Annotated in this window: 24 protein-coding genes; 2 read left to right on the top strand and 22 right to left on the bottom strand. The window is 47.1% G+C overall.

The window, feature by feature from the left end:
- Nucleotides 1-11: 11 nt before the first annotated feature.
- The 8 genes from B1A98_RS07440 to B1A98_RS07475 all read right to left on the bottom strand — a co-directional run bounded on the left by B1A98_RS07440 (nucleotide 12) and on the right by B1A98_RS07475 (nucleotide 6,707).
- A complete protein-coding gene (locus tag B1A98_RS07440) occupies nucleotides 12-644 on the bottom strand; it encodes a DUF6470 family protein (RefSeq protein ID WP_231867545.1) in 633 nt (210 codons plus the stop codon).
- A gap of 51 nt (nucleotides 645-695) precedes the next feature.
- Nucleotides 696-1,607: a flagellar hook-associated protein FlgL gene (gene flgL / locus B1A98_RS07445; protein ID WP_063384674.1), complete on the bottom strand. Its 912-nt coding sequence runs from the start codon at nucleotides 1,605-1,607 to the stop codon at nucleotides 696-698.
- Between the two features lie 16 nt (nucleotides 1,608-1,623).
- Nucleotides 1,624-3,120 carry a flagellar hook-associated protein FlgK gene (flgK, locus tag B1A98_RS07450; protein WP_063384673.1) on the bottom strand — a complete coding sequence of 499 codons (1,497 nt, stop codon included), beginning with the start codon at nucleotides 3,118-3,120 and terminating at the stop codon, nucleotides 1,624-1,626.
- A gap of 106 nt (nucleotides 3,121-3,226) precedes the next feature.
- The gene (locus B1A98_RS07455) at nucleotides 3,227-3,703 is read right to left on the bottom strand and encodes a flagellar protein FlgN (protein WP_063384672.1); all 477 of its coding nucleotides are present in this window, start codon (nucleotides 3,701-3,703) and stop codon (nucleotides 3,227-3,229) included.
- Between the two features lie 46 nt (nucleotides 3,704-3,749).
- Nucleotides 3,750-4,013, bottom strand: coding sequence for a flagellar biosynthesis anti-sigma factor FlgM (gene flgM / locus B1A98_RS07460; RefSeq protein WP_063384671.1), 264 nt, complete (start codon nucleotides 4,011-4,013; stop codon nucleotides 3,750-3,752).
- A 171-nt stretch (nucleotides 4,014-4,184) separates the two neighbouring features.
- Nucleotides 4,185-4,604 carry a TIGR03826 family flagellar region protein gene (locus B1A98_RS07465; protein ID WP_041095043.1) on the bottom strand — a complete coding sequence of 140 codons (420 nt, stop codon included), beginning with the start codon at nucleotides 4,602-4,604 and terminating at the stop codon, nucleotides 4,185-4,187.
- 22 nt (nucleotides 4,605-4,626) lie between these two features.
- Nucleotides 4,627-5,340 carry a ComF family protein gene (locus tag B1A98_RS07470; RefSeq protein WP_063384670.1) on the bottom strand — a complete coding sequence of 238 codons (714 nt, stop codon included), beginning with the start codon at nucleotides 5,338-5,340 and terminating at the stop codon, nucleotides 4,627-4,629.
- Nucleotides 5,337-6,707, bottom strand: coding sequence for an ATP-dependent helicase ComFA (locus B1A98_RS07475; RefSeq protein WP_241536572.1), 1,371 nt, complete (start codon nucleotides 6,705-6,707; stop codon nucleotides 5,337-5,339). The genes B1A98_RS07470 and B1A98_RS07475 overlap by 4 nt, the downstream gene beginning before the upstream one ends.
- Before the next feature lie 175 nt (nucleotides 6,708-6,882).
- Here B1A98_RS07475 and B1A98_RS07480 point away from each other — a divergent pair, with 175 nt between their 5' ends.
- Nucleotides 6,883-9,174: an S-layer homology domain-containing protein gene (locus B1A98_RS07480; RefSeq protein WP_063384669.1), complete on the top strand. Its 2,292-nt coding sequence runs from the start codon at nucleotides 6,883-6,885 to the stop codon at nucleotides 9,172-9,174.
- Nucleotides 9,175-9,509: 335 nt separating this feature from the next.
- Here B1A98_RS07480 and B1A98_RS07490 read toward each other — a convergent pair whose 3' ends face one another.
- The 10 genes from B1A98_RS07490 to B1A98_RS07535 all read right to left on the bottom strand — a co-directional run bounded on the left by B1A98_RS07490 (nucleotide 9,510) and on the right by B1A98_RS07535 (nucleotide 20,787).
- Nucleotides 9,510-10,136 carry a LysE family translocator gene (locus B1A98_RS07490; protein WP_063384869.1) on the bottom strand — a complete coding sequence of 209 codons (627 nt, stop codon included), beginning with the start codon at nucleotides 10,134-10,136 and terminating at the stop codon, nucleotides 9,510-9,512.
- Between the two features lie 106 nt (nucleotides 10,137-10,242).
- The gene (locus B1A98_RS07495; protein WP_063384667.1) at nucleotides 10,243-11,094 is read right to left on the bottom strand and encodes a DegV family protein; all 852 of its coding nucleotides are present in this window, start codon (nucleotides 11,092-11,094) and stop codon (nucleotides 10,243-10,245) included.
- 146 nt (nucleotides 11,095-11,240) lie between these two features.
- Complete coding sequence (gene lpdA, locus B1A98_RS07500; protein WP_063384666.1) at nucleotides 11,241-12,656, bottom strand: dihydrolipoyl dehydrogenase; 1,416 nt, start codon at nucleotides 12,654-12,656, stop codon at nucleotides 11,241-11,243.
- Nucleotides 12,657-13,883 (bottom strand): dihydrolipoamide acetyltransferase family protein, encoded by a 1,227-nt coding sequence (locus B1A98_RS07505; protein ID WP_063384665.1) that lies wholly within the window; start codon nucleotides 13,881-13,883, stop codon nucleotides 12,657-12,659. It abuts the gene before it with no gap.
- A gap of 144 nt (nucleotides 13,884-14,027) precedes the next feature.
- On the bottom strand, nucleotides 14,028-15,047 hold the full coding sequence (locus B1A98_RS07510) for an alpha-ketoacid dehydrogenase subunit beta (RefSeq protein ID WP_041113851.1): 1,020 nt from the start codon (nucleotides 15,045-15,047) through the stop codon (nucleotides 14,028-14,030).
- Nucleotides 15,048-15,054: 7 nt separating this feature from the next.
- Nucleotides 15,055-16,110 (bottom strand): pyruvate dehydrogenase (acetyl-transferring) E1 component subunit alpha, encoded by a 1,056-nt coding sequence (pdhA, locus tag B1A98_RS07515; RefSeq protein WP_063384664.1) that lies wholly within the window; start codon nucleotides 16,108-16,110, stop codon nucleotides 15,055-15,057.
- A 19-nt stretch (nucleotides 16,111-16,129) separates the two neighbouring features.
- A complete protein-coding gene (locus B1A98_RS07520; RefSeq protein WP_063384663.1) occupies nucleotides 16,130-17,272 on the bottom strand; it encodes a Leu/Phe/Val dehydrogenase in 1,143 nt (380 codons plus the stop codon).
- A 355-nt stretch (nucleotides 17,273-17,627) separates the two neighbouring features.
- Nucleotides 17,628-18,083, bottom strand: coding sequence for an Lrp/AsnC family transcriptional regulator (locus B1A98_RS07525; protein ID WP_063384662.1), 456 nt, complete (start codon nucleotides 18,081-18,083; stop codon nucleotides 17,628-17,630).
- A gap of 70 nt (nucleotides 18,084-18,153) precedes the next feature.
- Nucleotides 18,154-19,515, bottom strand: a complete 1,362-nt coding sequence (locus B1A98_RS07530) for a sodium-dependent transporter (RefSeq protein WP_041095067.1) — start codon at nucleotides 19,513-19,515, stop codon at nucleotides 18,154-18,156.
- 297 nt (nucleotides 19,516-19,812) lie between these two features.
- On the bottom strand, nucleotides 19,813-20,787 hold the full coding sequence (locus B1A98_RS07535) for an NAD(P)H-dependent flavin oxidoreductase (protein WP_063384661.1): 975 nt from the start codon (nucleotides 20,785-20,787) through the stop codon (nucleotides 19,813-19,815).
- A gap of 81 nt (nucleotides 20,788-20,868) precedes the next feature.
- Here B1A98_RS07535 and B1A98_RS07540 point away from each other — a divergent pair, with 81 nt between their 5' ends.
- On the top strand, nucleotides 20,869-21,387 hold the full coding sequence (locus B1A98_RS07540; protein WP_041095071.1) for a gamma carbonic anhydrase family protein: 519 nt from the start codon (nucleotides 20,869-20,871) through the stop codon (nucleotides 21,385-21,387).
- A 165-nt stretch (nucleotides 21,388-21,552) separates the two neighbouring features.
- Here B1A98_RS07540 and paaX read toward each other — a convergent pair whose 3' ends face one another.
- From paaX to B1A98_RS07560, 4 genes are all read right to left on the bottom strand, one after another.
- A complete protein-coding gene (gene paaX, locus B1A98_RS07545) occupies nucleotides 21,553-22,431 on the bottom strand; it encodes a phenylacetic acid degradation operon negative regulatory protein PaaX (protein ID WP_063384868.1) in 879 nt (292 codons plus the stop codon).
- Between the two features lie 79 nt (nucleotides 22,432-22,510).
- The gene (locus tag B1A98_RS07550) at nucleotides 22,511-23,287 is read right to left on the bottom strand and encodes an enoyl-CoA hydratase-related protein (RefSeq protein ID WP_063384660.1); all 777 of its coding nucleotides are present in this window, start codon (nucleotides 23,285-23,287) and stop codon (nucleotides 22,511-22,513) included.
- Between the two features lie 160 nt (nucleotides 23,288-23,447).
- Nucleotides 23,448-24,653, bottom strand: a complete 1,206-nt coding sequence (locus B1A98_RS07555; protein WP_063384659.1) for a 3-oxoadipyl-CoA thiolase — start codon at nucleotides 24,651-24,653, stop codon at nucleotides 23,448-23,450.
- The gene (locus B1A98_RS07560) at nucleotides 24,650-25,522 is read right to left on the bottom strand and encodes a 3-hydroxyacyl-CoA dehydrogenase (protein ID WP_041113747.1); all 873 of its coding nucleotides are present in this window, start codon (nucleotides 25,520-25,522) and stop codon (nucleotides 24,650-24,652) included. Before B1A98_RS07560 ends, B1A98_RS07555 begins: the two co-directional genes overlap by 4 nt.
- Nucleotides 25,523-25,534: the final 12 nt, after the last annotated feature.

The raw sequence follows: 25,534 nt of genomic DNA on the forward strand, positions 1-25,534 counted from the left end.
CGTTCCTTTACTTAAATTTCCTGCTCGTAATTGATGCCTTTATATTTTAAATGCACAAAGTCAATATTAACAGACGGGTACTGCTTCATGGAGACATGAACCTTCCCTGGCTGATAGTGGTGGATCGGCTTTTGCGGTCTCGTATTGTTAATGACCGGATTTGTTTTTACATCAATCTGTACGTGAGCCGGCTGAAAATCAATCGCTACGCTTCCTGCAGACGGAATATAGCCGATATTAAATTCCAGCTCCGTCCCTTCGCTATTGCGCTGCGCCTGTTCTGGAATCGGATCGCCGCCGTTTTCAATCATCATCAGTTCGTCGCCTTCACCCGCTGCCCGTGCCAGTCCTTCTAACCAGTCCTGGTAACCAAGCTGAGCGAATTCTTCGATTCTTTTCGCGATACTTTTTAAATCCATATCCTCCCGTGCCTTTGTCTGGTCGATTGTGAGCTTTGACGGCTTTGTTTCAATGGTGAGTTCTGCCGGCGGCTGCTGGAGATCCAGCTCCGCTTGCGGCTGTTCAATCGACTGAACAGGCTGCTGAATGTCAAGTTCAATTTGGGCATGCTGAGACGTCATGCGGATTTGCGGGAATTGCATCGTCATCACCTCACGTTCTATAAAGAGGCCAGGCCGCTCCATGTGTCAGCCTTATAGACAAATCAAAGAGAAGCCTGGCAGTAAAAAATCCGATTATCTTAAAAAGTCCATCAATGTCGGCTGGATAATGCGGGCGCCAATGCTGAGGGCGGCCCGGTGAACAGCTTCCTGGGTTTTCAAATCAGTAATCACCTTTTCTACATCAATGTCTTCATTCTCGGACATAATGCGTTTGGCAATGACTTCCTGTTCATCTACCCGATCTTCCATTAATTCAATCCGATTTAAGCGGGCGCCAAGATCGGCGCGGGCATTGGTAATATTATTCATGTGAGTATCAATCTTAGCCAGAAATCCGTTAATATCAGCGCCTGATGACTGGTCGTCCTCCAATTTATTAATCAAATCATCAATGTCTTGAAACAGCCCTTCTCCCGGTGTACCTGGAGCACCAAGAGAAAACGCTTGTGACGGATTAACGTTCACCTGCATCTTAATCCCTTTTGACAGCTCAAGTTCAACCGGCTGGTTGTTATTGGCGATCGTCACCTTTCCATTGCTGTCCTTTTGAGCTGGAGGAGTAGTCGTATCTGTCCCGTTAAACAAATATTTATCCCCGAACTTCGTATTCACAAGGTCAAACAGATGGTCTTTCAACTGCTTGATCTCCTGCATAACCGTTTCACGCTGGCCGGCTTCATACGTGTCGTTGCTTGCCTGCACGGTCAGCTCTCTTATCCGGTGCAATGCCTTAGTCGCATTATCTAAAGCAGCGTCAGAGTTCTCCGCCCAGTTGTATGCCTCTGAGAAATTGCGCTTAAATTGCTCGATTTCCGTAACCGACGTCCGGTAGGTCATTCCTTTCATGGCAACAACCGGGTCATCGGATGGCCGGGTAATTTTCTTTTGAGTGTTCATCTGCTCCTGCAGCACGCCAAGGCGGTCATAGCTGCTGGACAAGTTTTTCAACATATTATTAGAAAGCATTGATTGTGTTACGCGCATCCTTTATTCACCTGCCTTATCTTCCAACGGTGCCCATACCGTTAATAATTTTATCCAGCATCTCATCGACGACGGTAATATTTCGCGCGGCCGCATTGTAGGCGTGCTGGAAGCGGATTAAATCGGTCATCTCTTCATCAAGAGAAACCGAGCTGATCGACTGGCGGTTCGTTTCTACGGATTGCGCCAGGATCGCGCTGTTCTTCGTCATCCGTCTCGCCTCCGACCCTTCTACTCCAAGCGCGCCAATAATTCCTTCATATGGTTTTACGACTGTGCTCATTTGCACATCAGCTAGCTTCAGGGCATTGGAGCCATTGCCTTTATCGCCATTTGCAGAAGCCGCTATTTTAGAAGTTTCAGTGATTGCGACACTGATCGTTGCCGCATCTGTTCCTGTGAAGAAATCAACACCGTCCTTGCCGTCGAAGTCTTTCCCCAGTTTATGCTGATCATTGAAAGCCTCCACAAAATCCTTTGCCAGCTTGTCTAAGTTTGCGAGCATTTCCGGATAGAGACCTTTCGTAACGCCTCCCTCTGTGTAGCCGTACGATTCTCCTAATGCCTTTAATTTCCCTTGGGAGAATGAGCCGATGCCAACGGATGCCACATCTGTTGGAGGGGTGCCAGGCGTTACTATCTTGAAGTTAGTCAGTGCACCTGCTGGCTGATCTAAAATGCCATCCTTGTCACTATCCGTTCCGCCTTCGACACCGATTTGGTTAAATTGATCACCATCTATGAGCGGCACTTCACTGCCATCCGTATTGACTAAAGAAATCTTATACGTTCCTTCTGCAATCTTCTGGGCATTCCCGCCGGTTTCAACTTTTTCCACCTTAATATTCATATATTGCGACAGCTGGTCGACTAATTGATCGCGGGCATCGTATAAATCGTTCGGCAAGTAGCCGTGCGGCTCAATCTCGCTAATTTGCTGATTGATGCTGCTGATTTGCTTCAGAATCGAGTTCACTTCTTTGACAGTGACGCTAATTTGGTTGCCAAGGTCATTCTGAATAGCTGAAATCGAATTATGCAAATAATGAAAAGTATCAGCGATCGCTTTCGCCCGTTGCAATACGACGGAGCGGGCGCCTTCATTTTCCGGGTTGGTGCTCAAGTCCTGAAGCGATTGCCAGAATTGACCCATAACGGCGGATAGGCCGTTTTTGCTTGGCTCGTTTAAAATGTCTTCCATTTTGCTTACGGCGGAGGACTTCGTTTGCCAATAGCCGAGCTTGTTGTTTTCTCCGCGGAATTGGTCGTCTAAAAAGCTTTCCCGCACGCGCTGAATAGAGCCGGCTTCGACTCCCGTTCCCATTTGGCCAGGGATTTGCGGGCGGTTCATGCCGGGTGATGGATAAGGCTGTGTTGATTGAAAATTCACGCGCTGGCGGGTGTATCCCGGCGTATTGGCATTGGAAATATTATGCCCGGTTACGCTAATGGCGGTTTGCTGGGTGAACATGCCGCGCTTGGCGACTTCTAATCCATGAAAAGTGGAACGCATCACTGTTCCTCCGTTTCTTTATCTTTGTTTTGTTCAAAAAAAAGAGGGCATCGCCCTGCCAGGCTGCCAGCAAGCAGCTGGTTCTGCCTGAATATATCTTTGTCTATTACACTTGCGAATCAAACATAGAACGCTTTGATGGCTGCCCGCCGTTTTTGGCTGGGTGCGTGTACGTCGCTTGGGCCGGCTGCGGATGAAGCATGCTCATACTCATGCTGACAAACTGCAGCGATTGGTAAATCAGCTTTTGATTTAAGTCATTCCACTCTTTCAGCTGCTCTAAGCGGTCGAGCAGGCTGGCCTGCAGTTCAGTGAGCCGCTCTTTTTCCGTTCCTTTCGCGGCTTCGATGCAGTCTGCAATCGTTGCTTCTGCCTTGCCAGTCACCTTTTCCGCTTCCCGTACGCGTTCGGCTTCTAATGTCTGAATAGCCGCCGTGTACTTTTGCTCATCTTTCAAAAGCTGGTCCAGCCCGTCCATATCATTTCGCTTAATAATATCGGTTTTTTTCTCACAGAGCGCCAGCAGCATTCCATGCAGGCGGTTCATTTTATCTAGTGTGTCAATCAATTTTCCTGCAGACATATCGATTCCCTCTGCTTTCCTGCGGTGCGTTCGGCACTCCGCTTGATTATTTCTTATAAAACTTCACAATGCCCTCAGCGATTTTCTCCGGTTGCGGCTGGTATTCGCCTTTAGCAATCTGCTGTTTCAGGCTTGCGATCTTTTCCATTCGTTCCTTTGCCATTTTAGACACTTCCTGCATGCCTTTCGCCGCTGAAGAGATTTCCAGCTTATCCGTTGGTGCGGCGGCCGCTTTTTTCGCCCCTTGTGTTTTGTTTAATTGCTTCTGGTACGGATTGATGCCTTGCACGCCGGGTTGGTTAATTTTCACGGCTGTCGATCCCTCTCTTTCTTTTTTTCCGATTGTCTCATTTGATTATCCATTATATCGGTTTTTCGGAAAAAAAGTTAACAGCGGATTCATAGGCGGTTTTTATCAATTTGCTGTGGTATCTCCTGCCGCTCAAAAAAGACAATCGGGACATTTTTACTATCCCTGTTTTTATCTTCTTTTATTCGCCGCATAGTAGGTTGTCTGTTTCAGATGCTCCTGCTTTTTCGCTTCAAATGCTTCTTCACGCTGGATTTGGACAAGTTCTCCTTCGATATCGTCCGTGCATGCTCTGCACACTTTTCCTTTATGAATCAGTGCGCCGCAGCGGTCACATGGATAGCCAAGGTTCGGAAAATGGGCTGCATGGAGGCGGCCTTTTTTCACCCATTTGTGAATGAGCGTTTCAGGGACTCCTGTTACTTCAACGACCCGCTGAAGCGTAGCAGCCCGGTTTTCCCGTTTGCGCAAAAATTGATAGACTTCTTCATACATGTGCTCTTCTTCTTTTGCGCATTTTGCACAGACATCGCGAAATGCATTTTCCATGTAAAGCTCGCCGCAGCGCGAGCAATTGATGATTTCCCCCATAATTGATACCTCCAACGATCTCTCAGGTTCCCTGCCCTCTGGCAAGCGTGAGTGCCCGCACTTCCGCTGCTCCGGCCTGCTTTAACAGATAGGCGGCCTGTCTGAGAGTAGAGCCTGTAGTATATATATCGTCAATGATTAGAACTTTTTTATGACAAATGGAGGATTTTTCTTTTACTCCAAAAACATTGGCAGCCTCAAGACGTTCTGACCGCGACTTTTTCGACTGTTTTTCCCCGTGCACCCGCTGAAGCACATCCTCAATATCCAGACCGGCGGCTTGCGCAAGCGCTTCTGCCTGATTAAACCCGCGTTCCATCAGGCGTTCTTGACTGAGCGGGATGGCGACAGCGATATCATGCGGCAGCTGCTTGGCTGCTTTCTTTATTTCACCAGCAAATACTTGGGCAAGTATATAGTCACCGCGATACTTGAAACGGGCAATGAAGTCTTTCATCGCTTCGTTATACGTATAAAGGGAATAGTTCCCGGCAAGTACGCCCTTATAAAGAGAATCGTCCTCCCAGCGGCAGCAATCCAGACAGCGATCCTCACGAATAAAAGCAGGATCGAGCGTTGCCAGCGGACGGGAACAGGCTCGGCAGCGTTCGCCGATAATTGGTTCAAATCGCCGGCGGCATGCTTCACAAATGGATGGCGGCGCCTCGAGCAAAAAAAATGTCCGCCACCCTAAACGTCCATTCGCTGATTCCCCGCATAAAAGGCAGCTGCTCATCTGTCCAGCCACCCCTTTTCGAGTCCCTCTTTGTTCATCTGGCGAATGTGAGCGATGGCTTTTACAGCAGCTCTCGTTTTGCCGTAATGGAAAAAGCGAACCTCTCCATCAGGAAAATCGGCACTTCTGCCAGCCCGGCCGGCGATTTGCACAAGCGCACTTTCGGTAAATACCTCATCTTCCGTGCCAATAACGGCCACATCAATATTCGGAAAAGTAACCCCTCGCTCTAAAATCGTTGTCGACAGCAGCAAAGGGATCTTTTGATCGCGCATGAATGCCACCTTTGCTTTTCTTTGAGGATCTTCTGCATGCACAGCAGCAATGGAAGAATCAAGCTGCTGAAACAGCGGGAGGGCTTGCTGCATCCATTCAATATGCGGAAAGAACAGCAGGGATTGCTTATTCACTTGCAGGCGCTGGACGGCCCAACTTTTGATATTGGCGGGCAACCGGCCTTTCTTCACCGTCCCCTTCCAATTGCCAATCCAGCTGAATTGAGGGACAGGCAAAGGCTGGCGATGAAAACGGGCAGGGATTTTCACAAATGCTTTTTTTCCATGAAGACAATCCTTTTGCCATCTCTCATTCGGAGTGGCCGTTAAGTAGATAAGAGCAGAATCGGGCTTGCGGGCTTTTTGGACAGCGAATTGCAAAGAAGGATCACAGGAATAAGGGAAGGCATCGACTTCATCCACAATCATGACGTCAAATGCTCGGAAGAAACGGAAGAGTTGGTGGGTAGTAGAGACAACAAGCTGGCTGTAAAGATGACGATCGGGACTGCCACCGTACAATGCGGCAACTTTTGTACCGGGAAAGACATGCTGCAGGCGCGGAGCAAGCTCTAAAACAACGTCCGTCCGCGGCGTGGCGATACAAACTCGCTTGTTCGCCAAAAGAGCAGCTTCGATTCCGCGAAAAAGCACCTCTGTCTTCCCCGCTCCGCACACCGCCCAAATAAGCTGCTCTCCGTTTTCACGGATTGCTTGAGTCACAGCCTGTGAAGCACGTTCCTGTCCCTCTGATAGACTGCCTTTCCAATGAAGGATGCCCTCCCCTTCATAAGGAGGTTCGGCACCCGTCCAGTAAACCAGGCGGGAACAACCTGAAATGCGCCCCATCATTAAACAATGGCGGCAATAGAGGCATTCGGTTTGGCAGCGGGCACAGGGAAACAGCGCAAACTGCTCTTTTTCATTGTTGCCGCAGCGTTCACAATACAAACGGGAATTTCTCTTTGAAAGACCAGGGAGCTTTTGAATAGCAGGAGAGTCAGGAAGCGAAAAGGGGATTTCTTCTTCCAGAAGAAGCCGGCCGGAAAGAAAGGAAGCAAGGGGAAAAACCATCATTTCATCTCCTTTCATATCTGAGTTTCTTCTATTATATATGATTTCCTTTTGATGCGGGGATTTTTCCTTTTCACACAAGAAATCATATATAATAAATGGAAGGTTAAGACTTTCCAATAGTCTCCTATGATAATAGACTGCCAATATGATATAATATCGAAGGTTAAACGCCATTGAGAAAGGGGAAATTATGAGAAAATTACTAGCGAGTCTGATCGTGTGCGTGCTGTTTTTAACGTGGACGGTCCAAGCGTCTGCCCAAGTGTTCGATGATGCGAAGAGCCATTGGGCTGCGAAAGAAATTCAGGCGCTTGTCGATGCCGGTGTCATTAACGGCTATCATGACGGAACGTTCCGGCCAAACGCCCAGGTAACGAGAGGACAATTTATTGCATTTTTAGTTCGGGCACTGGACTTGCCGCCTGGGGATTCTGCTTTTAAAGATGTACCTCCCGGCAGTAATTTATATAAGGATATTGCGGCAGCAAAAAAAGCCGGCTTGCTTTTAGGAAATGCGGATGGCTATGCGCTTGCTGACCAGCTGGTTACACGTTCGGATGTATCTGTCATGCTAGACCGGGCGATGCAGCTGAAAGGCGATTATCCGACTAAAGCAACGCTCACTTATAAAGACAAAGCGGAAATCACGCGCTACGCTTACGAGTCCGTGCAGCGGATGACCCATTACGGACTGATTAAGGGAACGGCAGATAATTACTTTTTTCCAAAGAAAATTGCGACACGCGGCGAATCAGCTGTCTTTGTTTATCGCTTAATGGAAAAGCTCGATCTGTTCTCAGAGGATAAAGGACCCGTTTCAATCCCTGAACCGGCTGATTCCTCTGAAGTCGTTGTTCCAGTGAATGATTATCAGTACATTAAAGTGCGAATGAACACACAGGGAGTGCCTCTTACATACAATAAGCGCACCACAGATAAGCACATTCGATCCACTGACTATCATTATTATTACCACATGGGCAATGCCTCCAAGCCCCTTGGTTCATTGCGGGTGACGCTCAGAAAACTGGATAACGGCGACGTCTTTATTTTTACAAAATTCATTCATAACGGCGATAACACCTACTCCGCTTCCGTCATTGTGCCTTTCCAGCAATCAAATGCCTATTCCTTGGCTAAATATTCGGCTTTCGGCCAAGTCGATCAAAAGCACAATGACACATTCGGAACCGACAAAACCTCTCATCCAGTGGGCATTCTGTCAGCAAAAGCAGGCAGCACAGTGACGAATGAAATGATGATCGGCAAAAACTATATTTCTCTGCACCGCCAAACGAAATATGCTAACGGCCAGCTGTCTGTGATCCGCGAGCTGCTTAATGAATACGAGAGCTATAAAGTATATACAGATACTGGGCGCAATCTCGTTACTGCTCACGTAAATATGTCAGTTAAAGGGAAAGCTATCTCAGAAAACTGGGTATTGCTGTCCAATAAACGCCTGTTCGCAAATTCTTCCAACCGTGACGAATGGTTTGAGCGGACGATTAAAGAATACACCTCCATTAACAACTGGTTAACAGCCGATGGAGCCTATACAAAGCTGCCATGGTCTATTGAACCTAGCTACCAAATGGGATATGGCCGCAATATTGGCCGATTGCAGGGCGGCGTTTACTTGAGTGCTTACAAAGGCAACAAAGAACGCTATTTTGAAGACCTCGTCGTCAATGCAATCGCTGATCTTGATGTCTTTTCCGGCGGTGCCATTGCCGCGGGCAAAACACCGATTTTCAAAACAGAATACACGAGCACCTGGCTGAAGAAATCTTATGGCACAACCGCTCCTTATGTCGACACACGCCATAATGAAAATGCGGCTCTGTTCTTGAAAAATGCTTCCGAAAGCTTATCTATTCCGCAACTGTCGGAGTCCAACCTCCGCTATGCCGATTTCCTTGTTCAGCAGAAAGAGATTGGCAATGTCATTCAAGTGACGCCGACCAGCCACTTGATTGCTGACTATTATGCAGCAGGCAGCCAGAAAACACATGTATCTCTTAACCATGCACTAGGGGAAATGAGATTTTTGCTAGAAACATACAAACAAACAAAAAATCCGGCTTATCTAAAAACAGCCCGCGAGCTTCAAGCTGGCATTGAAAATCTGTATCCTCGCTGGATTCGCTCAAACGGGGATTTATGGTACCAAGTAGACGGCAAGCTGCAGTTTACCGGCAATGACTACGACTGGCTGACATTAATGGACTTGCTGCTTTCACAAAATGCTTTTGAAGAAAACGGCATGGCGCGCAGCCCGGTCTTTGATAAAATGATTCGGTCAAAAGCGCAATATCTTGTTAACAATAACATTCCTATTAAGTCGCAAATTGTCATGCTTCTTGAACAGCAAGGATTCGGTGACATTGTCAAAGCCTCTTCTGCCAGCTCCAAACACCCAGACGAAAAACTGAACCTGGATGAGCTGCCAAAAGACGAACTGGATTTACTCGCAGAATAAACAAAAGAGATTGCTAATGTTTCATTCAGCCGTTTGATAACAGCAGGATGATTCCATTTTCAAACAGCTGCATCTATACGGTGATCCTCTTTTTAGGCACTCTGTTGATTGCAATGAAAGGCGCGCAGACTCCTGCGGGAGCTGCGGGACAGGCGAGACCCCGCAGGCGCTTGGACGCCGAGGAGGCTCGCCGCCGCCCCGCGGAAAGCGAAGCGCCTGGAATGGGAATCAACTGGTCCTATCCGCATACAAAATAAAAAGGCTATAGACAAACTCTAATTTTCATTGAGTTTGTCTACAGCCCGAAGCTCTCCCTCACTTTTGGGGAGAGCTTTTTATTGCCTTTGCAAGGCAACTTTTAAGCCAAGTGCAATATAAATAGATCCAATAATCTTTCCGTTCCAGCGGCCAATCCAGGAAATTCGCTTAACCAATTTACCGAGCGGCCGAATGCCTACCGCAATTAACGTAGTGTACATAATACTCATTGCTACAAAGATCAGCCCAAGAACGAGAAATTGAAGCAGTACAGCTCCCCGCTCCGGATGAACAAACTGCGGCAAAAATGCCAAAAAGAAAAGAGCCGTTTTCGGATTCAGCACCTCGGCGACAATCGCCTGGCCGTATACACTGAACACGGAAGCCGGGGCGATATCAGCCGTGCCGGAGCCAGAGCTTTTCTCTAGAACGGCCCGAATTCCCATATAGAGCAAGTACGCCGCTCCCGCGAACTTTACTATATTGAAGGCAAGCGCAGACGTCATCAATATAGCGGAAAGTCCTACAGCTGCACACAACGTATGAATAAAATCACCAGTAGCAATTCCAGCGCCCGCCAGGATTCCTGCCTTTCGTCCGCCTTGTGCTGTCCGGGTGATTGTCAAAAACACAGCAGGCCCCGGAATAAGGAACAGTCCCATAACTACTGCTATAAATGCACCTAGAGACGAAACATCAAACATGACGCCATTTCTCTCCATCCTCCAGCTGGTTTATTTGATCCCAATAGAACGATTGATTAATAAAGGGGTACAGCAGGTACGCCGACGGTTTGATTAGCTGAGCCAATTAGTCTTGTCTTTTCACCCAGCCAAATCCGAGGGCACCCTCTCCAAGATGCGTGCCGATAACCGGACCGAAATAACTGATAGACAGCTTCGCATCAGGAAACCGCTCCTGCAGTTCTTCCATCCAGCGGCGGGCTTCCTGCTCCCGGTTCGCATGAATGATGACGCCCTCGAGCGGCTCCCCGCGTTCATAATCCTCGGCAAATAAATCAGCTACCCGCTTCAGCGCTTTTTTGCTCGTACGGATTTTTTCAAATGGAACAATGATCTTATCAACAAAGTGAAGCAGCGGTTTCACTTGCAAAAGTCCGCCAATAAGCGCTTGGGCGCCGCTCAATCGGCCGCCGCGCTTTAAATGATTTAAATCATCCACTACAAAGTACGCGCGGATGGATGAACGCATCGCTTCAAGCTCTTGCATAATCTCATCCGGAGCTTTTCCTTCAGCTGCTAGTTCAGCTGCCCGAAGAACGTAGAATCCTTGCGGGGCGCAGCTGATTTCCGAGTCGAACGAATAAACAGTTAATCCGTCTACAAGGCCGCCGGCAGCAAGAGAGGTCTGATACGTTCCGCTGATTCCGCTCGACAAATAAATGCCCACTGCCGCGTCATATCCTTCTTCCACTAGTTGTTCATACAGCTTGACAAACTCGCCAATAGGCGGCTGGGTCGTGGTTGGAAGCTTTGCTTCCGTGCGCACCACGCCATAGAAGTCCTCTGCTTTAACATCCACTTCTTCCCGGTAGGTTTCCTGTCCGATCACCACACTTAACGGGATCATATGTATATGTAACTGGTCACGCAATTTTTTCGGAAGATAGCTCGTGCTGTCCGTTATAATTGCCGTCTTCATATAATATACCTGCCTTATTCATAGGATTAGCTTGTAAAAAAGCTTTTCTTCTATTCTATTAGATATGCCTTTGATTTGCATCTGTTTTCATGAAAAACAAGAAAGCGGCTGTCCCTGCTTCAGGAACAGCCGTTCAGCGCTTTTCTTTATTTTTTCGGTGCCATGTGAATCGCTTGGCCAATGAGCCCTTCTGCAGCTTCCAGCAATCCTTCATTAAAACTTGGATGCGCGTAAGCAGGGAACTTTATATCCTCTTCCTTAGCGGCCATTTCCAGCAGCTGGACAAACGTGCTGGATAATTCAACCGCTCCTTCACCGATCATATGAATGCCGGCCACAATTTCGTTGGAAGCATCCGAGATTACTTTAACAAAGCCATCTTTTTTGCCAGTAATCATCGCATAGCCGTTTCCTCCGAGAGCAAATTGGCTGGTGCGAAGATCCATCCCCACCTCACGCGCCTGTTGCTCCGTTAATCCTGCTGAAGCGATTGGAGGAAGGGAATGCACAATGGTCGGCAAGAATGTTAAGTCCACTTCCGGCTTTCCGCCGGCGATCGCTTCCACTGCCGCTTTTCCTTGCTTGATCGCTTTAACCGCAAGCAGCGGCCCTTCCGTCACATCGCCAATGGCATAAATCGAAGGAACAGACGTCTGCATATTCCCGTTTACCCGTACAAATCCTTCTTCCGTTTGCTCGATGCCAAAACGCTTCAAGCCAAGGTCTTGTACATTCGGCCGACGGCTGCCAGCCACGAATAAATGGGAAGCGGCCATTTCTTCTTCTTTGCCGCCGGCTGTGAATCCGATGCGCACTTCTCCTTCTGCTTCTTCTGCAGATTGAATAAGCGCATCCTTCATTACTTTAATTTTTTTCTTTTTCAACAGCCGGTTCAACTCTTTGGTGACCGACTGTTCAAATGGGAAGTCCGCTGCCTGTTCTAACAGAATGGTTACTTTGGCACCTAGTGCATGGAAGCTCGTAGCGACTTCGAGCGAAATATAATCATGGCCGTACACAATTAAATGCTCAGGCATCTCCTCTAAATCAAAGATTTCATGAGAAAGGAGAATCCGCTCCCGTTTTTTCGGCAGCCCTTCCGGCAGAACCGGTGAACTTCCTGTGGCAATAATGGCCTGCTTGAATACATAAATATCAAACTGATGCCCATTTTCAACGCCGATGCGGTCTTCAGCCGTAAAGCCTGCTTTTCCCTTAATAACTTCTACTTTATTGGCTTTGCAAAGCGCCTCGACGCCTTTTCTCAACTGCTCCGTCACCTTTGACTTGTAAGCAAGCAGCTTGGGCAAATCAAAGGTGCCTTCTCCTGCCGGAAGTCCCAGTTCTTGCATATGGCTTGTTTCCGCCTGTTTTTTCGCCGCATATGTAAATACCTTCGACGGAATGCATCCTTTATTGAGGCAAACACCGCCCAGGTCTGCTTGCTCAATCAGTGTAACCGGCAATCCGAGCTGGGCCGCCCGGATGGCTGCACTGTAACCGCCCGGGCCGCCGCCGATAATAACCAGGTCTCTTTCCTGGCTGATTTCTCCAACAACCATTTATATCATCTCCAGCATTAGTTTGTTCGGCTGCTCAATTAAGCTGGCAAACCGGTTTGTGAACGCTACAGCGGTTGCTCCGTCAGCGACACGGTGGTCAAATGACATTGACAGGGTCATCACATGACCAATGACAATTTCATCATTCTCATTGACAAGCGGCACTTTTTTCGTTTTATGAAAAGCAATTAATGCTGTTTCAGGATGATTAATAATTGGAGTAGCACCAATGCTGCCTAACGGTCCAACGTTGCTGACGGTAAACGTGCTGTTCTGAATGTCAGCCGGCTTTAACTTGCCTTCCCGCGCCTTTTCATTCAAACGCTTAATGTCCTCGTGGATCGTTTGAATCGATTTTTTATCCGCATCGTGAACAACCGGCACAATGAGGCCATCTTCGGTATCCACTGCCATGCCGATATGATAATCCTTTTTCAGTAAAATCTTTTCATTTTCTTCATCAAGCTCCGCGTTGAATACCGGGAAGTCTTTTAAAGCGATGACCAGAGCTTTAACAAAAAAGGCCGGTACAGATACGGACACGCCAGCTGCCTTTAATTCTTCGCGCAGCTTCAGCAGGTTCGTCATATTGACTTCATCAAAATGGGTTACATGCGGAATAGTGAAAAGTGACTTTGTCATCTTTTTCGCAATTTGCTTGCGCATGCCGCGGAACGGGATTTCATCAGGTGTTGTCTGTTGCGCGGAAACAGCCGTTGCCTCCGGCGAAGCGGCTTCTTTCTGCGGCTGCTGATCTCCTTTTAAGAACCGGTAAACATCTTCCTCTGTTACCCGGCCAGACGGATCAGATGGTGTGACATCTTCAATATTAATGTTATGATCGCGGGCAATCTTACGCGTATATGGAGTAGCAAGCACACGGTTAAAAGAAGAGATGAACGCTTGCTTCCGCTCTTTCGCTTCCGGTTGTGCCAATTGCGCCGTTTCTGCCTTAGCTGCTGTTTTTTCTTCAGCTGCCGCTGCCTGACTGCCTGCTCCTTCAATGTAGAGCAGCGTTGTGCCGACTTGAACAGTTGTCCCTGTATCCACCACGATCTCCTTTACCGTTCCAGCCCCCGGCGATGGAAGCTCTGCTACCATCTTATCTGTCTGTACCTCGACAAGCGGCTGATCAGCAATTACCTGATCTCCCGGCTTAACAAGATAATGAAGAATTTCGCCTTCTGTCATTCCTTCTCCAATATCATGCAGCTTTACTTCTAACACATTACTTCCCCCTTTGTATAAAAGCGTAAAGCGCCCGTTTAGCAGCGAACAAGCAAATAGTCTTTCACCCGGGAAGCCGGTTTCGGACTTCTCGGGTGAAAGAGGGTTTGGCATGCAGGCTGCTGGCGCCTGAAACTGTTTAAATTAAAAATGAACTACTTTTTCGATTCCTTCGACGACACGTGCCGGTGTCGGAAGAAAGTCTTCTTCTAGTGCGAAGAAAGGAACAGGAACGTCAAAGCCTGTCACGCGTTCAATTGGCGCCCGCAAATACAGGAAGGAGGTGTCGTTGATAATGGAAACAATGTCATTGCCGAGCCCGCCTGTCAGCTGAGCTTCATGCACGATCACGGCTCTTCCTGTTTTTTGAACAGATTCGGCGATGATCTCCCGGTCAATCGGGTACAACGTGCGCAAATCAATAATTTCACAGCTAATGCCTTTTTTCTCTGCCTGTTCAGCTGCTTTTTCAACAACCGTCATCATCGCTCCCCAGGCGATTAATGTCACGTCTGTTCCTTCTTTCACTTTTTTGCCTTTGCCGATTTCAACTGTATATTTTCCTGTCGGCACTTCTTCCCGCTTGGCGCGGTAGCTTTTCATCGGTTCAAGCATCAATACCGGATCTGGATCTTCCATCGCAGCAATCAGCAGTCCTTTTGCATCATAAGGAGTGGATGGGCAAACAACCTTAATCCCCGGCATGTGAGTAAATAATGTTTCCGTACTGTCTGAATGAATTTCCGGCGAGCGAATGCCCGCTCCATATGGGGCACGAATGACCATCGGCACACTAAAGTGTCCCATCGTTCTCATCCGGATACGCGATACATGCGTCATGATTTGCTCATAGGCCGGGTAAATAAAGCCAAGAAACTGGATTTCAGCGATCGGCTTAAATCCATTTACAGCCAGGCCGACAGAAGTACCGATAATACCGGCTTCTGCAAGCGGCGTATCAATCACACGGTCAGCTCCGAATTTTTCCTGCAACCCTTCTGTTGCCCGGAAAACTCCGCCGTTTTTTCCGATATCCTCACCAAGAATCATGACGGTATCGTCTGTTTCCAGCAAAGTTTTCATTCCGTCATTTACTGCCTGCACAATCGTCAGAAATTGAGTGGTTTCCTTTTTTTGAGGTATGTCTTTTACTTCCATTTCCATTGCCATTTTACCCCCTCCTCAAATGCGCGAGATAGGATTCTTTCTGGTCAGCAAGCTCAAGCGGCATATTTGCATATACATGATCGAATAAATCTTCGACATTGGCTTTTGGGTAACTCTCCATCGCTTCCACTGCTGCTTCTACTTCCGCTTTAATTTTTTCATCTATTTCAGCAAGCCATTCTTCGTCCCAATAGCCGTTGTTTTTCATGAATCTTTCCATACGGAGAAGCGGCTCAACGATGCCTTTGCCTTGATCCTCCGGACGGTACTTCGTCGGATCATCCGCTGTTGTATGGGCGCCTGTACGCCATGTCACTGCTTCAAGAAGTGTTGGCCCATTGCCGTTGCGGGCATGCTCCAATGCTTTTTTCACTTCGAAATAAACGGAAAAACAGTCATTGCCGTCAATTCGCACACCTGGAATTCCGTAAGCGACCGCTTTTTGGGCGATGGTTTCCGAATTCATTTGCTTTTCAATCGGAACAGAAATAGCATAGCGGTTGTTTTGGTTAAAAAAGACAACTGGCACTTTAAAGACGCTGGCGAAGTTCAAGCCTTCATGAAAGTCCCCTTCGGACGTGGCGCCATCTCCAAAATAAGCGATGGCTGCATTTTTCGTCCCTTTGCGTTTTTCAGCCCATGCTGCACCTGCCGCATGCGGCAGCTGCGTAGCAATCGGCACCGCCGGCGGGAAAATCTTTTTCCCTTCTGGCGGCACACAGCCTTCTACCCGGCCGTTCCAATAAAGATACGTTTTCATCATATCGGCGCCAAAAGTAAGCTTTGCTCCATGATCACGGTAAGTTGGAAACATCCAGTCATCCGCATTCAATGCCAGGGCGCTTCCTACCTGGGAAGCTTCCTGACCTTCGAATGGAGCATACGTGCCGAGACGGCCTTGACGCTGCAGGCTGATCGCCTTTCTATCAAATGTTCTAATTCGATGCATATGGTAATAAAGGTCTTTCACAAGCTGCTCATTCAGCTGATCCTGGTAAGACGCATCCACCAAGTTGCCTTCATCATCGATTATTCTTTTGATTGGGTATTGAGTATTCATGATATCCCCCCGAACAGTATTAGTTGCGAATATCCCATTTTGGCTTAACAGAAGAAGTAAAGAAGCTGTTGCGTCGGCCTCTTGCCGCCATTCTTTGCTCACACATTCTGTTGGCTGCTTCCATTGTGGTAATTTGATCTAATTCCGCTTGCTGGTACACTTCAAGAATTGCGTCGTAAATATGCTTCGTCTTCGCAAGCACGCGTTCTTTGTTCACCTCATACAATTCGTCGGCTACTTGGATGAGACCGCCGGAGTTAATAATATAATCCGGAGCATATAGAATGCCTTTGTCTGCAAGCTGTCTGCCGTGATCCTCCGTGAGCAGCTGATTGTTGGCTGAACCGGCGATTGCTTTCACCTTGAACTGCTTCATCGTTTCATCATTAACCACACCGCCAAATGCACAAGGAACGAACACATCGGCTTCCTGGGAATAAATTTCATCGCTCGCCACTACCGTGACAGAACCGGATGTTGTTTTTGCTTTTTCCTGAATGGCCGCCAAGCTTTGCTCGTTAATATCCGTTACAAATAAATGAGCGCCTTCTTCGAGCAGCCCTTCCGCTACTTTGTAGCCTACTTTGCCAAGTCCTTGAATGGCATACGTGACACCGCCAAGATCGTCCTTGCCAAACAGCATTTTGTTGGTTGCTTTAATGCCGTACAGGACACCCATGGCAGTTGGAATAGAGGAATCTCCGCCGCCGCCGTAAGCTTCCGGCACCCCAACAATGCAGTTTGTTTCTTTCATGGCGTGAATGAAATCTTCCATATTCGTTCCCATATCAGTGCCTGTATAGAAACGGCCGCCAAGCGAATCAACAAATTGGCCAAACGCGCGGAACAGTTCTGGAGATTTATCTTTCTGCGGATCACCGATAATGACTGCTTTTCCGCCGCCAAAGTCGACATCGGACGCCGCGCATTTGTAAGTCATTCCTTTGGAGAGGCGAAGAGCATCTTCTAACGCTTCTTCTACACTGTTATAAGGCTGCATGCGGCAGCCGCCAAGCGCAGGTCCGAGTGTGGTGTCATGAATAGCGATAATGGCCCTTAGTCCTGTCGCAGGATCGTTGCAAAAAACAACTTGTTCATGTTCAGACATTTTTTCAAAAAGAGTGAAATCTTTTATGATGGATGTTTTTTCTACTAAGCTCATATTTAATCCCTGCTTTCGTTAATAGTTGAACGCTTTTATTTAGCCGCAGAAAAAGGATCTGTCAGCTTCTTGGTTATATAATTTTTGTAAGCCCTTTCAAACGAGCGCCAATAACAGCGCCGGCAGGCATACGCTTCACTTTAATTATAAAAGGTTAAATGATATATATATATATCATTATGATTGAATTTTCAGACCTTTATTTACTTTTCGTATGTATTTTTTGGTATTTATCTTCGTTTTGTAAAACGCTTTCATTTCCAGTAAATAAAAGCTAAAAAAGCCTCCTCTTTCGACAATAGAAAGAGGAGGCTTGTCTTATCATTCGACATCATCTTCTATGATGCGCCGTCCTTCACGGCCATTCCTGTTCTTCATCAGACGGCAAAATAATCTTTTCGGGAACAGGGGATTTCAGCACGATAGAAGTGTGAATACTGCCAAACCGGATCAAATAATCAATCAGCTTGTTTAAATGCTCCATGTCATTGACAGCTGCCTTTAATAAATAATTCACGGTTCCAGTCAAGCGATGGCACTCAATAATATCCGGATGTTCACATGTCATGCTTTCAAATTCATCGTAAGGAACACTAACCTCGCTCACCTGAATAAACAACAAAATGTTACGTCCGACGGCACTGGGTGACACTCTAGCGCTGATTTTGTCGATGCTGCCTTTTTCCATCAGCCGTGTAAAGCGCTCTGCGACGCTTGGCCGGCTGAGTGAGAGCTTTTTCGACAAATCGCTTAATGTGATCCTTCCATCTTCTTGAAGAATTTTTAAAAGTTGAATATCTGTCTCATCCATGCTTTCACCTTCAAACTTTTGATTGAACTTTGCAACAAAACGCTTTCTCTTTCACCGGCAAACTAGTTCATTACTTGAGGCCCATCATGCGAAAAATGCCTAGAACATCAAGGTAAACAATGATAATAGCGACTGGCGCCACATACTTAATCAAGAGGAACCAGGCAGAGAAAATCTTCTTGCCTATCGATGATCCCTCGGACAGCTCCGCAATTAAGCGCTCCTTTGGAATTTTCAGCGGAACGAAAATCGCAATGAGCAGCGCGCCAAGCGGCATCAATATGTTGCTGACAAGGAAATCCGCAGCATCAAAAATCGACTTATCAAAAATCAGCACATCGCTCCATACGCCAAATGACAAAGCGGAAGGCACGCCGACGATGAAAATCAGGAAGCCAATGAGCCATGAGAATTTCATCCGTTTGCCATTATCCCCTTTTGCTAAAGCAGCCACAATAATTTCCAGCATGGAAAAGGCTGATGTCAATGTAGCAAACAAGAACAACACTAAAAAGGCAATCAAGAACACAATGCCTAATGGAATTTGGTTAAAAACAGTCGGCAAAACATTAAACAGCAAGACCGGTCCGGCATCCGGCTCCAGTCCGAATGAGAAAACAGCCGGGAAAATAGCCAATCCCGCCAAGATCGCGACAAGCAAGTTCAACGTAACGATTGAAATAGCTGATTGCGGAATACTTTCCTTTTTAGACAAATAAGAGCTGTACGTAACCATGACCGACACCCCCACGCTTAGCGCGAAGAACGACTGTCCCATGGCAAACAGAATCGTTTCGGAGGTGATTCTTCCTAAATCAGGCTTCAGGAAAAACTCGATCCCTTCCATTGAACCATCGAGCGTAACTGAACGGATAATGATCAGCAGGAATAAAATAAACAGCGCCGGCATCATAAATTGGCTTGCCTTTTCAATTCCTGCGGTTACTCCTTTAGAGACAACATAAATAGTGATAACCATGAAGAGAAATTGGGCAAATACCGCCAACAGCGGGTTAGAAATCGTTTCACCAAACAAAGAACCGTATTGGGCTTCCGACAATCCGCTTAAATCTCCTGTCACGCCTTTGAAAATATAAATTAAAATCCAGCCGCCTACTACACTATAAAACGATAGTAAAATAAAACATGTAAAAATGCCAAGGCGCCCGATCAAATGCCAGGACGAATTCGGCACTAATTCCTTATATGATTGAATTGCATCTTTTTGCGTGCTTCTCCCAATGACAAATTCCCCGATTAATAGCGGTAATCCGACAAGCAGCGTAAAGAGAATGAAGATCAGGAGAAAAATTCCTCCTCCGCTCGTTCCAGCTACATAAGGGAATTTCCAGATAGCCCCAAGCCCGATAGCCGAACCCGCTGCTGCCAAAATGAACCCCAGCTTAGATGACCATTGTTCTTTCTGTTCCATTTTTTCACCCCATAAAGTTGTTAAAATCAGAAAACGCTTACATTTACCCCTCAATATTACTTCAGATATGTATAACGTTATTCCTACGTCATTTTACCAATCAGTAATAAAGGAAGTCAATCATGTTGTTAGAAAAATCTTTCTCTTCGAAAAATTGCAGGCATTTCTAGATAAAAAAAGAGAGCGGCTTATCCCCTCTCTAACGAAAAGCTTTTTTAATAAAATAGTTTGGCTGCTGATGAGATTTACCTGAACATATTACCATGGATGCTTTGCGCCGGCAATAGGAAGCGCCGCTTATTTTCCTGTCCGCTCCGCGATCTCTTTTAATTCCTCTGCCGAGCGGTTCAGCTGTTCATTCGCCTCTTCGATCATTCTTTCCAAAAGCTCTTTCACAGTAGGAACATCTTCAATCAGGCCTGCAATTTGGCCGCTGTTAATAAAGCCATTTTCCATATCGCCTTCTACCGCTCCTTTAATATGTTTGTCTTCCGACGTCCATTCTGCATATTGTTCAAGCGTCATACCTGCTTGTTCCCGTTCATTTAAGATTTTGGCATAAGGAGTTTTCAAGATCCTTCTGACTCTGCCAACGCTCCGCCCAAAGATTGTTGTTTCCGTATCACCCGCTCCAATTAAGCGGCCTTTGTACTTCTCATGAAACGGAGCCTCTTTAGTGGCAATAAGCCGGGTTCCCATTTGCACACCGCTTGCACCGAGCATCAAGGCAGCAGCCAGTCCTTTGCCATCGCCGATCCCGCCGGCCGCGAGCACCGGAACCTTCACATGCTTCACGATTTGCGGAATAAGCGTGAAAGTAGTCAGCTCAAGGCTTGAGTTAATTCCAGCCGCTTCAAAGCCTTCAGCCACTAGAATATCCGCTCCGGCGGCTTCTGCCTTTTGAGCATGCTTCACTGAAGCAACCAGCGCAATCACCTTCACACCATGCTCATGCAAGAGCGGGATAAACGGTGCCGGATTGCCGGCCGAAAGCGATACGACTGGCACCTTGTGCTGGATGACGAGATCCATTAATTCCTTTGTATAGGGCGACACACTAATAGCAATATTGACTGCAAAGTTTTTATCTGTCCGTTTTTTTGTTTCTAGAATAATTTTCTCGACTTCCTCAGGGGTCATCGTCCCGCAGCCAATCGTCCCGAGACCGCCCGCTTCTGAGACGGCCGCTGTCAGCTGGGCATTGCTGATATTGCCCATCCCGCCTTGAATAATCGGATACTTAATCTGGAGTAATTCACAAACGTATTTCATTATTTCTCCTCCTCTTAAAAGAAATGTTATAATAAATAAAAAAGAAAAACAATTATGTAAATTTGTAATTGGAGGGATTCCATGATCGTTTCGTATAACGGAAAAAATCCGAAGGTGGATCATTCCGTATTTGTCGCGCCTGGAGCTTATCTCATCGGCGACGTTCATATCGGTTCTGAATCAACTGTTTGGTTTAACGCGGTGCTTCGCGGAGATGAAGGAGCAATTACTATTGGCAAGCGCTGCAGCATTCAAGACAATTCTACTATCCATTTGTATGAAGGCGCGCCTGTCGTTGTTGAAGATGAAGTGACGGTTGGCCATAACGTGATCTTGCACGGCTGTAAAATCGGCAAACGGTCGATTGTCGGCATGGGCTCGACTATTTTAGATCATGCTGAAATCGGGGAAGAGTGTATTATTGGCGCGAACACACTGATTCCAAGCGGCAAAAAAATACCGCCGCGCTCCCTCGTCGTGGGTTCTCCGGGAAAAGTTGTCCGCGAGCTGAACGACAAAGATCTCGAGCTCATTCAACTGTCCATCGATACTTACGTTCAAAAAGGCTATGAGTTTCGCGAAGTTTTCAAAGAAAAGTAAACAGGCGTTAGCACCGTGAGCCTAAATCGCGTGATTGCGCGCGTAAATTCGGTCAGTGCGCGCATATTTTATCAAAGTTCGCGCGTTATTCCAGCAATGGCGTGCATAAAGACGCACAAAGCCATGTGATCCGCAAAAAAAGGTGCCCAGGCGGCACCTTTTTCTTTAGTTCACAATGTACGGATGATCCGCTGCATCATAGGATTTATCTTTTCGGCGCATATCATTATCTTCACTGAATACTTCTTCGAAGAACCGGCTGGCCGGTTCAGCGAGCAGTTTGTAATACTGCGCAAATAAAAGAGCAGCATGATCGCCATTCCACATCGATGGCAGCAGCTCTTTTGGCAATCCCGGATCTGTAAAGAGAAACTTGCGATACTCATGCACAAGGTTGGCTCGTTCCACAAAGCATTCGGCATCGGTCATTTGCCCGCTGGCCATTGCACTTTGGTGGACGATATACCGCTTGCTGTATGTGGAAATAAACTCCTCATACTTCCCTTCAATCTCTTCAAGCGGCCAGCTTTTCTCGACGAGCACCCGGTCTTCCTTCGGGCCTTTATAATCGGAGATAAAGAAATCGACATATTCGCTTATGTCATATTTCTCTATGAGCATCTTCACTTCTTTTTCTAAATCATTCGGTGAAATCCAGCATCCGTTGGAGAAGCTGCCAAATCCGCTCCACAGCAGCTCTTTGCGCAATTCGTCACGAATTTGCCTTTTTTCTTCCGGGATTGTGTACATCAGCATGCGCCATTTGCCGTCCCATTCGTGCGCCTTTAACTTAAAAATCCGGCGGGCCGCTTCTTCCATGCGCGCTTCGCCGCGCGGAGTAAGGAAATAATAACTTTTGTTTCCTCTCTTCTCTGACTGGATCCACCCTTGCTTCACCATCCGTGAAACCGCCACGCGAACCGACTGCTCGTTATGTCCAAACTCTTTCAGCACACGGATCAAGCTGCCGATCCATATTTTGTTGCCGTAATGACGAATGTAATCGCCATAAATCGTAAAAATCATTGACTGTGTATTCGCCATCTCTCCCACTCTTTCTCTCTTTATCGTTGCATCACTTTCTTTCTGTTCTCTTATTATAACGTGATCCTGATTAAAATACTTACTTTCCGATAAATTTTGGTGCCCTTTTTTCACTGAAAGCCTGAAGCGCTTCTAAGCGGTCTTCCGTCGGAATCGTTAATTCATACGCTTTTGACTCGATGGCCAGTCCTGTCTGTAAATCCGTGTTCATGCCTTGAGTGATAGCATACTTCGCCTGCTTCAATGCTACAGGGCCGTTTTTCATCATTTCCGCCGCCAGCTGTTCACAAGCCGCCATCAATTCTTCCTTCTTCACTACCTTCAAAACGGCTCCAAGCTGCTGTCCTTCTTCGGCAGTAAATTTCTTGGCTGTAAAAATCAGCTCTTTCGCCTTCATCTCTCCAACCAGTCTTGGCAGACGCTGTGTGCCGCCAGCTCCAGGAATGATTGCCCAGCTTGTTTCCGTTAATCCCATCTTTACCCCTTCGGCAGCAATCGGGAAATCGCAGGCAATCATCAGCTCAAACCCGCCGCCCAGCGCATAGCCGTTTACAGCGGCGATAGTTGGCTGCGGCAAAGCAGCAATGCTGTTAAAGACATCACGAATGGCCTTTACATTTCTCCGCACTTCTGTTTCTGTCAATGTCTTCCGTTCTTTTAAATCCGCACCGGCACTGAATGCTTTGTCACCGGCACCAGTAAAGATCACAACCTTTACCTCCGGATCAATTGAAATCTCATCTGTCACTTCCTGCAAACGTTTGAGTGTTTCATAGTTAAAACAATTTAGTGATTCTTCACGGTTGATTGTTACATAGCCAATATTATTTTCCTTTTTATATAAAACAGTGGACATATTCCTCTCCCTTTCTGCTAAGCTCTGCCATGATTTAATGTGAATTGCGCCAGCAGCTCCTGCTAAAAAAGCTGTCCAACGTCTGCCGCTGCTCTTCCTCTCCCTTAACAGAAAAGAGCTCTGGCGCCTGAAGGACAGCCTGTTTACCCAATCATTGCATTTATTCGTTTATATTTTCTACAATCGCAGCGATGCCTTGGCCAACACCAATACACATCGTTGCCAAGCCATATTGTTCCTTGCGCTTTTTCATTTCATAAAGCAGCGTTGTTAAAATCCGTGCTCCGCTTGCGCCAAGCGGATGGCCAAAAGCGATCGCTCCGCCATTGACGTTCACCTTGCTTTGGTCAAGCTCCAGCTGGCGGATGCATTCAAGCGACTGGGAAGCAAATGCTTCATTTAACTCAATTAAGCCTAAATCATTCACCGACAGCCCTGCGCGTGCCAGCGCTTTGCGGGAAGCATAAATCGGGCCAAGCCCCATCACAGCCGGCTCCAAGCCTGCTGTTGCCCCCGTGATATATTTTGCCATCGGCTGTACATTCAATTCCTTCGCTTTCTCTGCACTCATAATCAGCAAGGCAGAGGCCCCGTCATTCACTCCGGATGCATTTCCTGCGGTAACGGTGCCGCCCTCAAATAATGGCCGCAGCTTTCCAAGCTTTTCAAGGTTCGTGTCCGGACGAGGATGCTCATCTGTATCAACAACAATCTCGTTGCCTTTACGGTCTTTGTACACAACAGGTACAATTTCTTCCGCAAAGCGGTTTTCTTCCATCGCTTTTTTCGCGCGCTGCTGGCTTTCAAAGGCGAATTTATCTTGATCTTCGCGCGAAATGTTATGGCGCTGGGCAACATTTTCCGCTGTTTGCGGCATAGAGTCCGTTCCATACATTTCATGCAGCTTCGGATTCGTAAAACGCCAGCCAATCGTCGTATCCTGCAATTCCATGTTTCCGCGCGGGAAGTCCTTATCCGGCTTTGCCATAACGAGCGGAGCCCGCGTCATGCTTTCTGTTCCGCCGGCGATGAAAATATCTCCTTCGCCAACAGCAATTGCTCTGGCCGCGTACATCACGGCATCCAGCCCTGAGCCGCACAGGCGGTTGACCGTCGTGCCGCCTACTTCTACCGGAAGACCGGCAAGAAGAGCAGACATTCTGGCCACATTGCGGTTATCTTCTCCTGCCTGGTTCGCGTTGCCGAATATAACTTCTTCAATTTGTTCAGGCGGAAGGCTCGGGTTTCTTTCAAGCAATGCTTTAATCACAACAGCTCCCAAATCATCTGGACGAACGTCTTTTAAAGCGCCTTTATATCTGCCAATCGGTGTGCGGACAGCATCAACAATGACTACTTCTCTCATTTTTTTACCAACTCTTCCTTGTTCGTATAGTCGTAAACTCCTTTTCCGCTTTTGCGGCCAAGACGTCCTGCTTTGACGTATTGCTCAAGAAGCGGAGCTGGGCGATATTTCTCGCCAAGCTTTTCATGGAGATATTTTAAGTTATTTAACCGGGCATCCAACCCGACAAGATCGACAAGCTCAAACGGTCCCATTGGATAATTCAAGCCAAGCTTGATTGCTTTATCAATTTCCTCTGGCGTGCCTAGTCCTTCCTGCAGCATATAAAATGCTTCATTCCCGACGAGGGCGCTGATCCGGCTCGTTACAAACCCAGGAAATTCATTAATCACCACTGTTTCTTTGCCCATTTTTTCAGCCACTTCTTTGATGATTTGGGCCGTTTCATCGCTCGTTTCCAAGCCGCGAATAATTTCGACGAGAGGCATTTTATGTACCGGATTGAAAAAATGCATCGCGATCGTTTTTTCCGGACGCTTAGCGTAAGAAGCGATTTCTGTCGGACTCATTGTAGATGTGTTTGTCGCAAAGAAGCAATGCTCCGGTGCATGCTCTTCAATCGTTTCGAATACTTGCTTTTTAATCTCTGCTTTTTCCGGAACGGCTTCAATAATTAAATCAGCGGCTGCAGCTGTTTTTGCCAGGTTGCTTTCATAGCTTAAATTTCTCCGTGCTTGTTCAGCCGCTTCTGCTGTGATTTTGCCGCGTGCTAAGCCTTTTTCGAAGATCGAGTCAATTTCCTGCTTGGCGTTCTGCAAAGCGGCTTCATTAATGTCTACTATCGTTACTGAATAACCGCCAACAGCTCCCACATAGGCTATTCCTCTGCCCATCACTCCAGAACCGACGACTGCAATGCGGTTGATCATGTTGCTTTCCCC

This window comes from Pseudobacillus badius (assembly GCF_002189605.1).
GTDB classification, from domain to species: Bacteria; Bacillota; Bacilli; order Bacillales; family Domibacillaceae; genus Pseudobacillus; species Pseudobacillus badius.

What these genes read in the sequence shown, in the direction of transcription:
- B1A98_RS07440 (WP_231867545.1), bottom strand. Translation starts at nt 644, where the DNA reads ATGGAGCGGCCTGGCCTCTTTATAGAACGTGAGGTGATGACGATGCAA.
- flgL (WP_063384674.1), bottom strand. Translation starts at nt 1,607, where the DNA reads ATGCGCGTAACACAATCAATGCTTTCTAATAATATGTTGAAAAACTTG.
- flgK (WP_063384673.1), bottom strand. Translation starts at nt 3,120, where the DNA reads ATGCGTTCCACTTTTCATGGATTAGAAGTCGCCAAGCGCGGCATGTTC.
- B1A98_RS07455 (WP_063384672.1), bottom strand. Translation starts at nt 3,703, where the DNA reads ATGTCTGCAGGAAAATTGATTGACACACTAGATAAAATGAACCGCCTG.
- B1A98_RS07465 (WP_041095043.1), bottom strand. Translation starts at nt 4,604, where the DNA reads ATGGGGGAAATCATCAATTGCTCGCGCTGCGGCGAGCTTTACATGGAA.
- B1A98_RS07470 (WP_063384670.1), bottom strand. Translation starts at nt 5,340, where the DNA reads ATGAGCAGCTGCCTTTTATGCGGGGAATCAGCGAATGGACGTTTAGGG.
- B1A98_RS07475 (WP_241536572.1), bottom strand. Translation starts at nt 6,707, where the DNA reads ATGAAAGGAGATGAAATGATGGTTTTTCCCCTTGCTTCCTTTCTTTCC.
- B1A98_RS07480 (WP_063384669.1), top strand. Translation starts at nt 6,883, where the DNA reads ATGAGAAAATTACTAGCGAGTCTGATCGTGTGCGTGCTGTTTTTAACG.
- B1A98_RS07490 (WP_063384869.1), bottom strand. Translation starts at nt 10,136, where the DNA reads ATGTTTGATGTTTCGTCTCTAGGTGCATTTATAGCAGTAGTTATGGGA.
- B1A98_RS07495 (WP_063384667.1), bottom strand. Translation starts at nt 11,094, where the DNA reads ATGAAGACGGCAATTATAACGGACAGCACGAGCTATCTTCCGAAAAAA.
- lpdA (WP_063384666.1), bottom strand. Translation starts at nt 12,656, where the DNA reads ATGGTTGTTGGAGAAATCAGCCAGGAAAGAGACCTGGTTATTATCGGC.
- B1A98_RS07510 (WP_041113851.1), bottom strand. Translation starts at nt 15,047, where the DNA reads ATGGAAATGGAAGTAAAAGACATACCTCAAAAAAAGGAAACCACTCAA.
- pdhA (WP_063384664.1), bottom strand. Translation starts at nt 16,110, where the DNA reads ATGAATACTCAATACCCAATCAAAAGAATAATCGATGATGAAGGCAAC.
- B1A98_RS07520 (WP_063384663.1), bottom strand. Translation starts at nt 17,272, where the DNA reads ATGAGCTTAGTAGAAAAAACATCCATCATAAAAGATTTCACTCTTTTT.
- B1A98_RS07525 (WP_063384662.1), bottom strand. Translation starts at nt 18,083, where the DNA reads ATGGATGAGACAGATATTCAACTTTTAAAAATTCTTCAAGAAGATGGA.
- B1A98_RS07530 (WP_041095067.1), bottom strand. Translation starts at nt 19,515, where the DNA reads ATGGAACAGAAAGAACAATGGTCATCTAAGCTGGGGTTCATTTTGGCA.
- B1A98_RS07535 (WP_063384661.1), bottom strand. Translation starts at nt 20,787, where the DNA reads ATGAAATACGTTTGTGAATTACTCCAGATTAAGTATCCGATTATTCAA.
- B1A98_RS07540 (WP_041095071.1), top strand. Translation starts at nt 20,869, where the DNA reads ATGATCGTTTCGTATAACGGAAAAAATCCGAAGGTGGATCATTCCGTA.
- paaX (WP_063384868.1), bottom strand. Translation starts at nt 22,431, where the DNA reads ATGGCGAATACACAGTCAATGATTTTTACGATTTATGGCGATTACATT.
- B1A98_RS07550 (WP_063384660.1), bottom strand. Translation starts at nt 23,287, where the DNA reads ATGTCCACTGTTTTATATAAAAAGGAAAATAATATTGGCTATGTAACA.
- B1A98_RS07555 (WP_063384659.1), bottom strand. Translation starts at nt 24,653, where the DNA reads ATGAGAGAAGTAGTCATTGTTGATGCTGTCCGCACACCGATTGGCAGA.
- B1A98_RS07560 (WP_041113747.1), bottom strand. Translation starts at nt 25,522, where the DNA reads ATGATCAACCGCATTGCAGTCGTCGGTTCTGGAGTGATGGGCAGAGGA.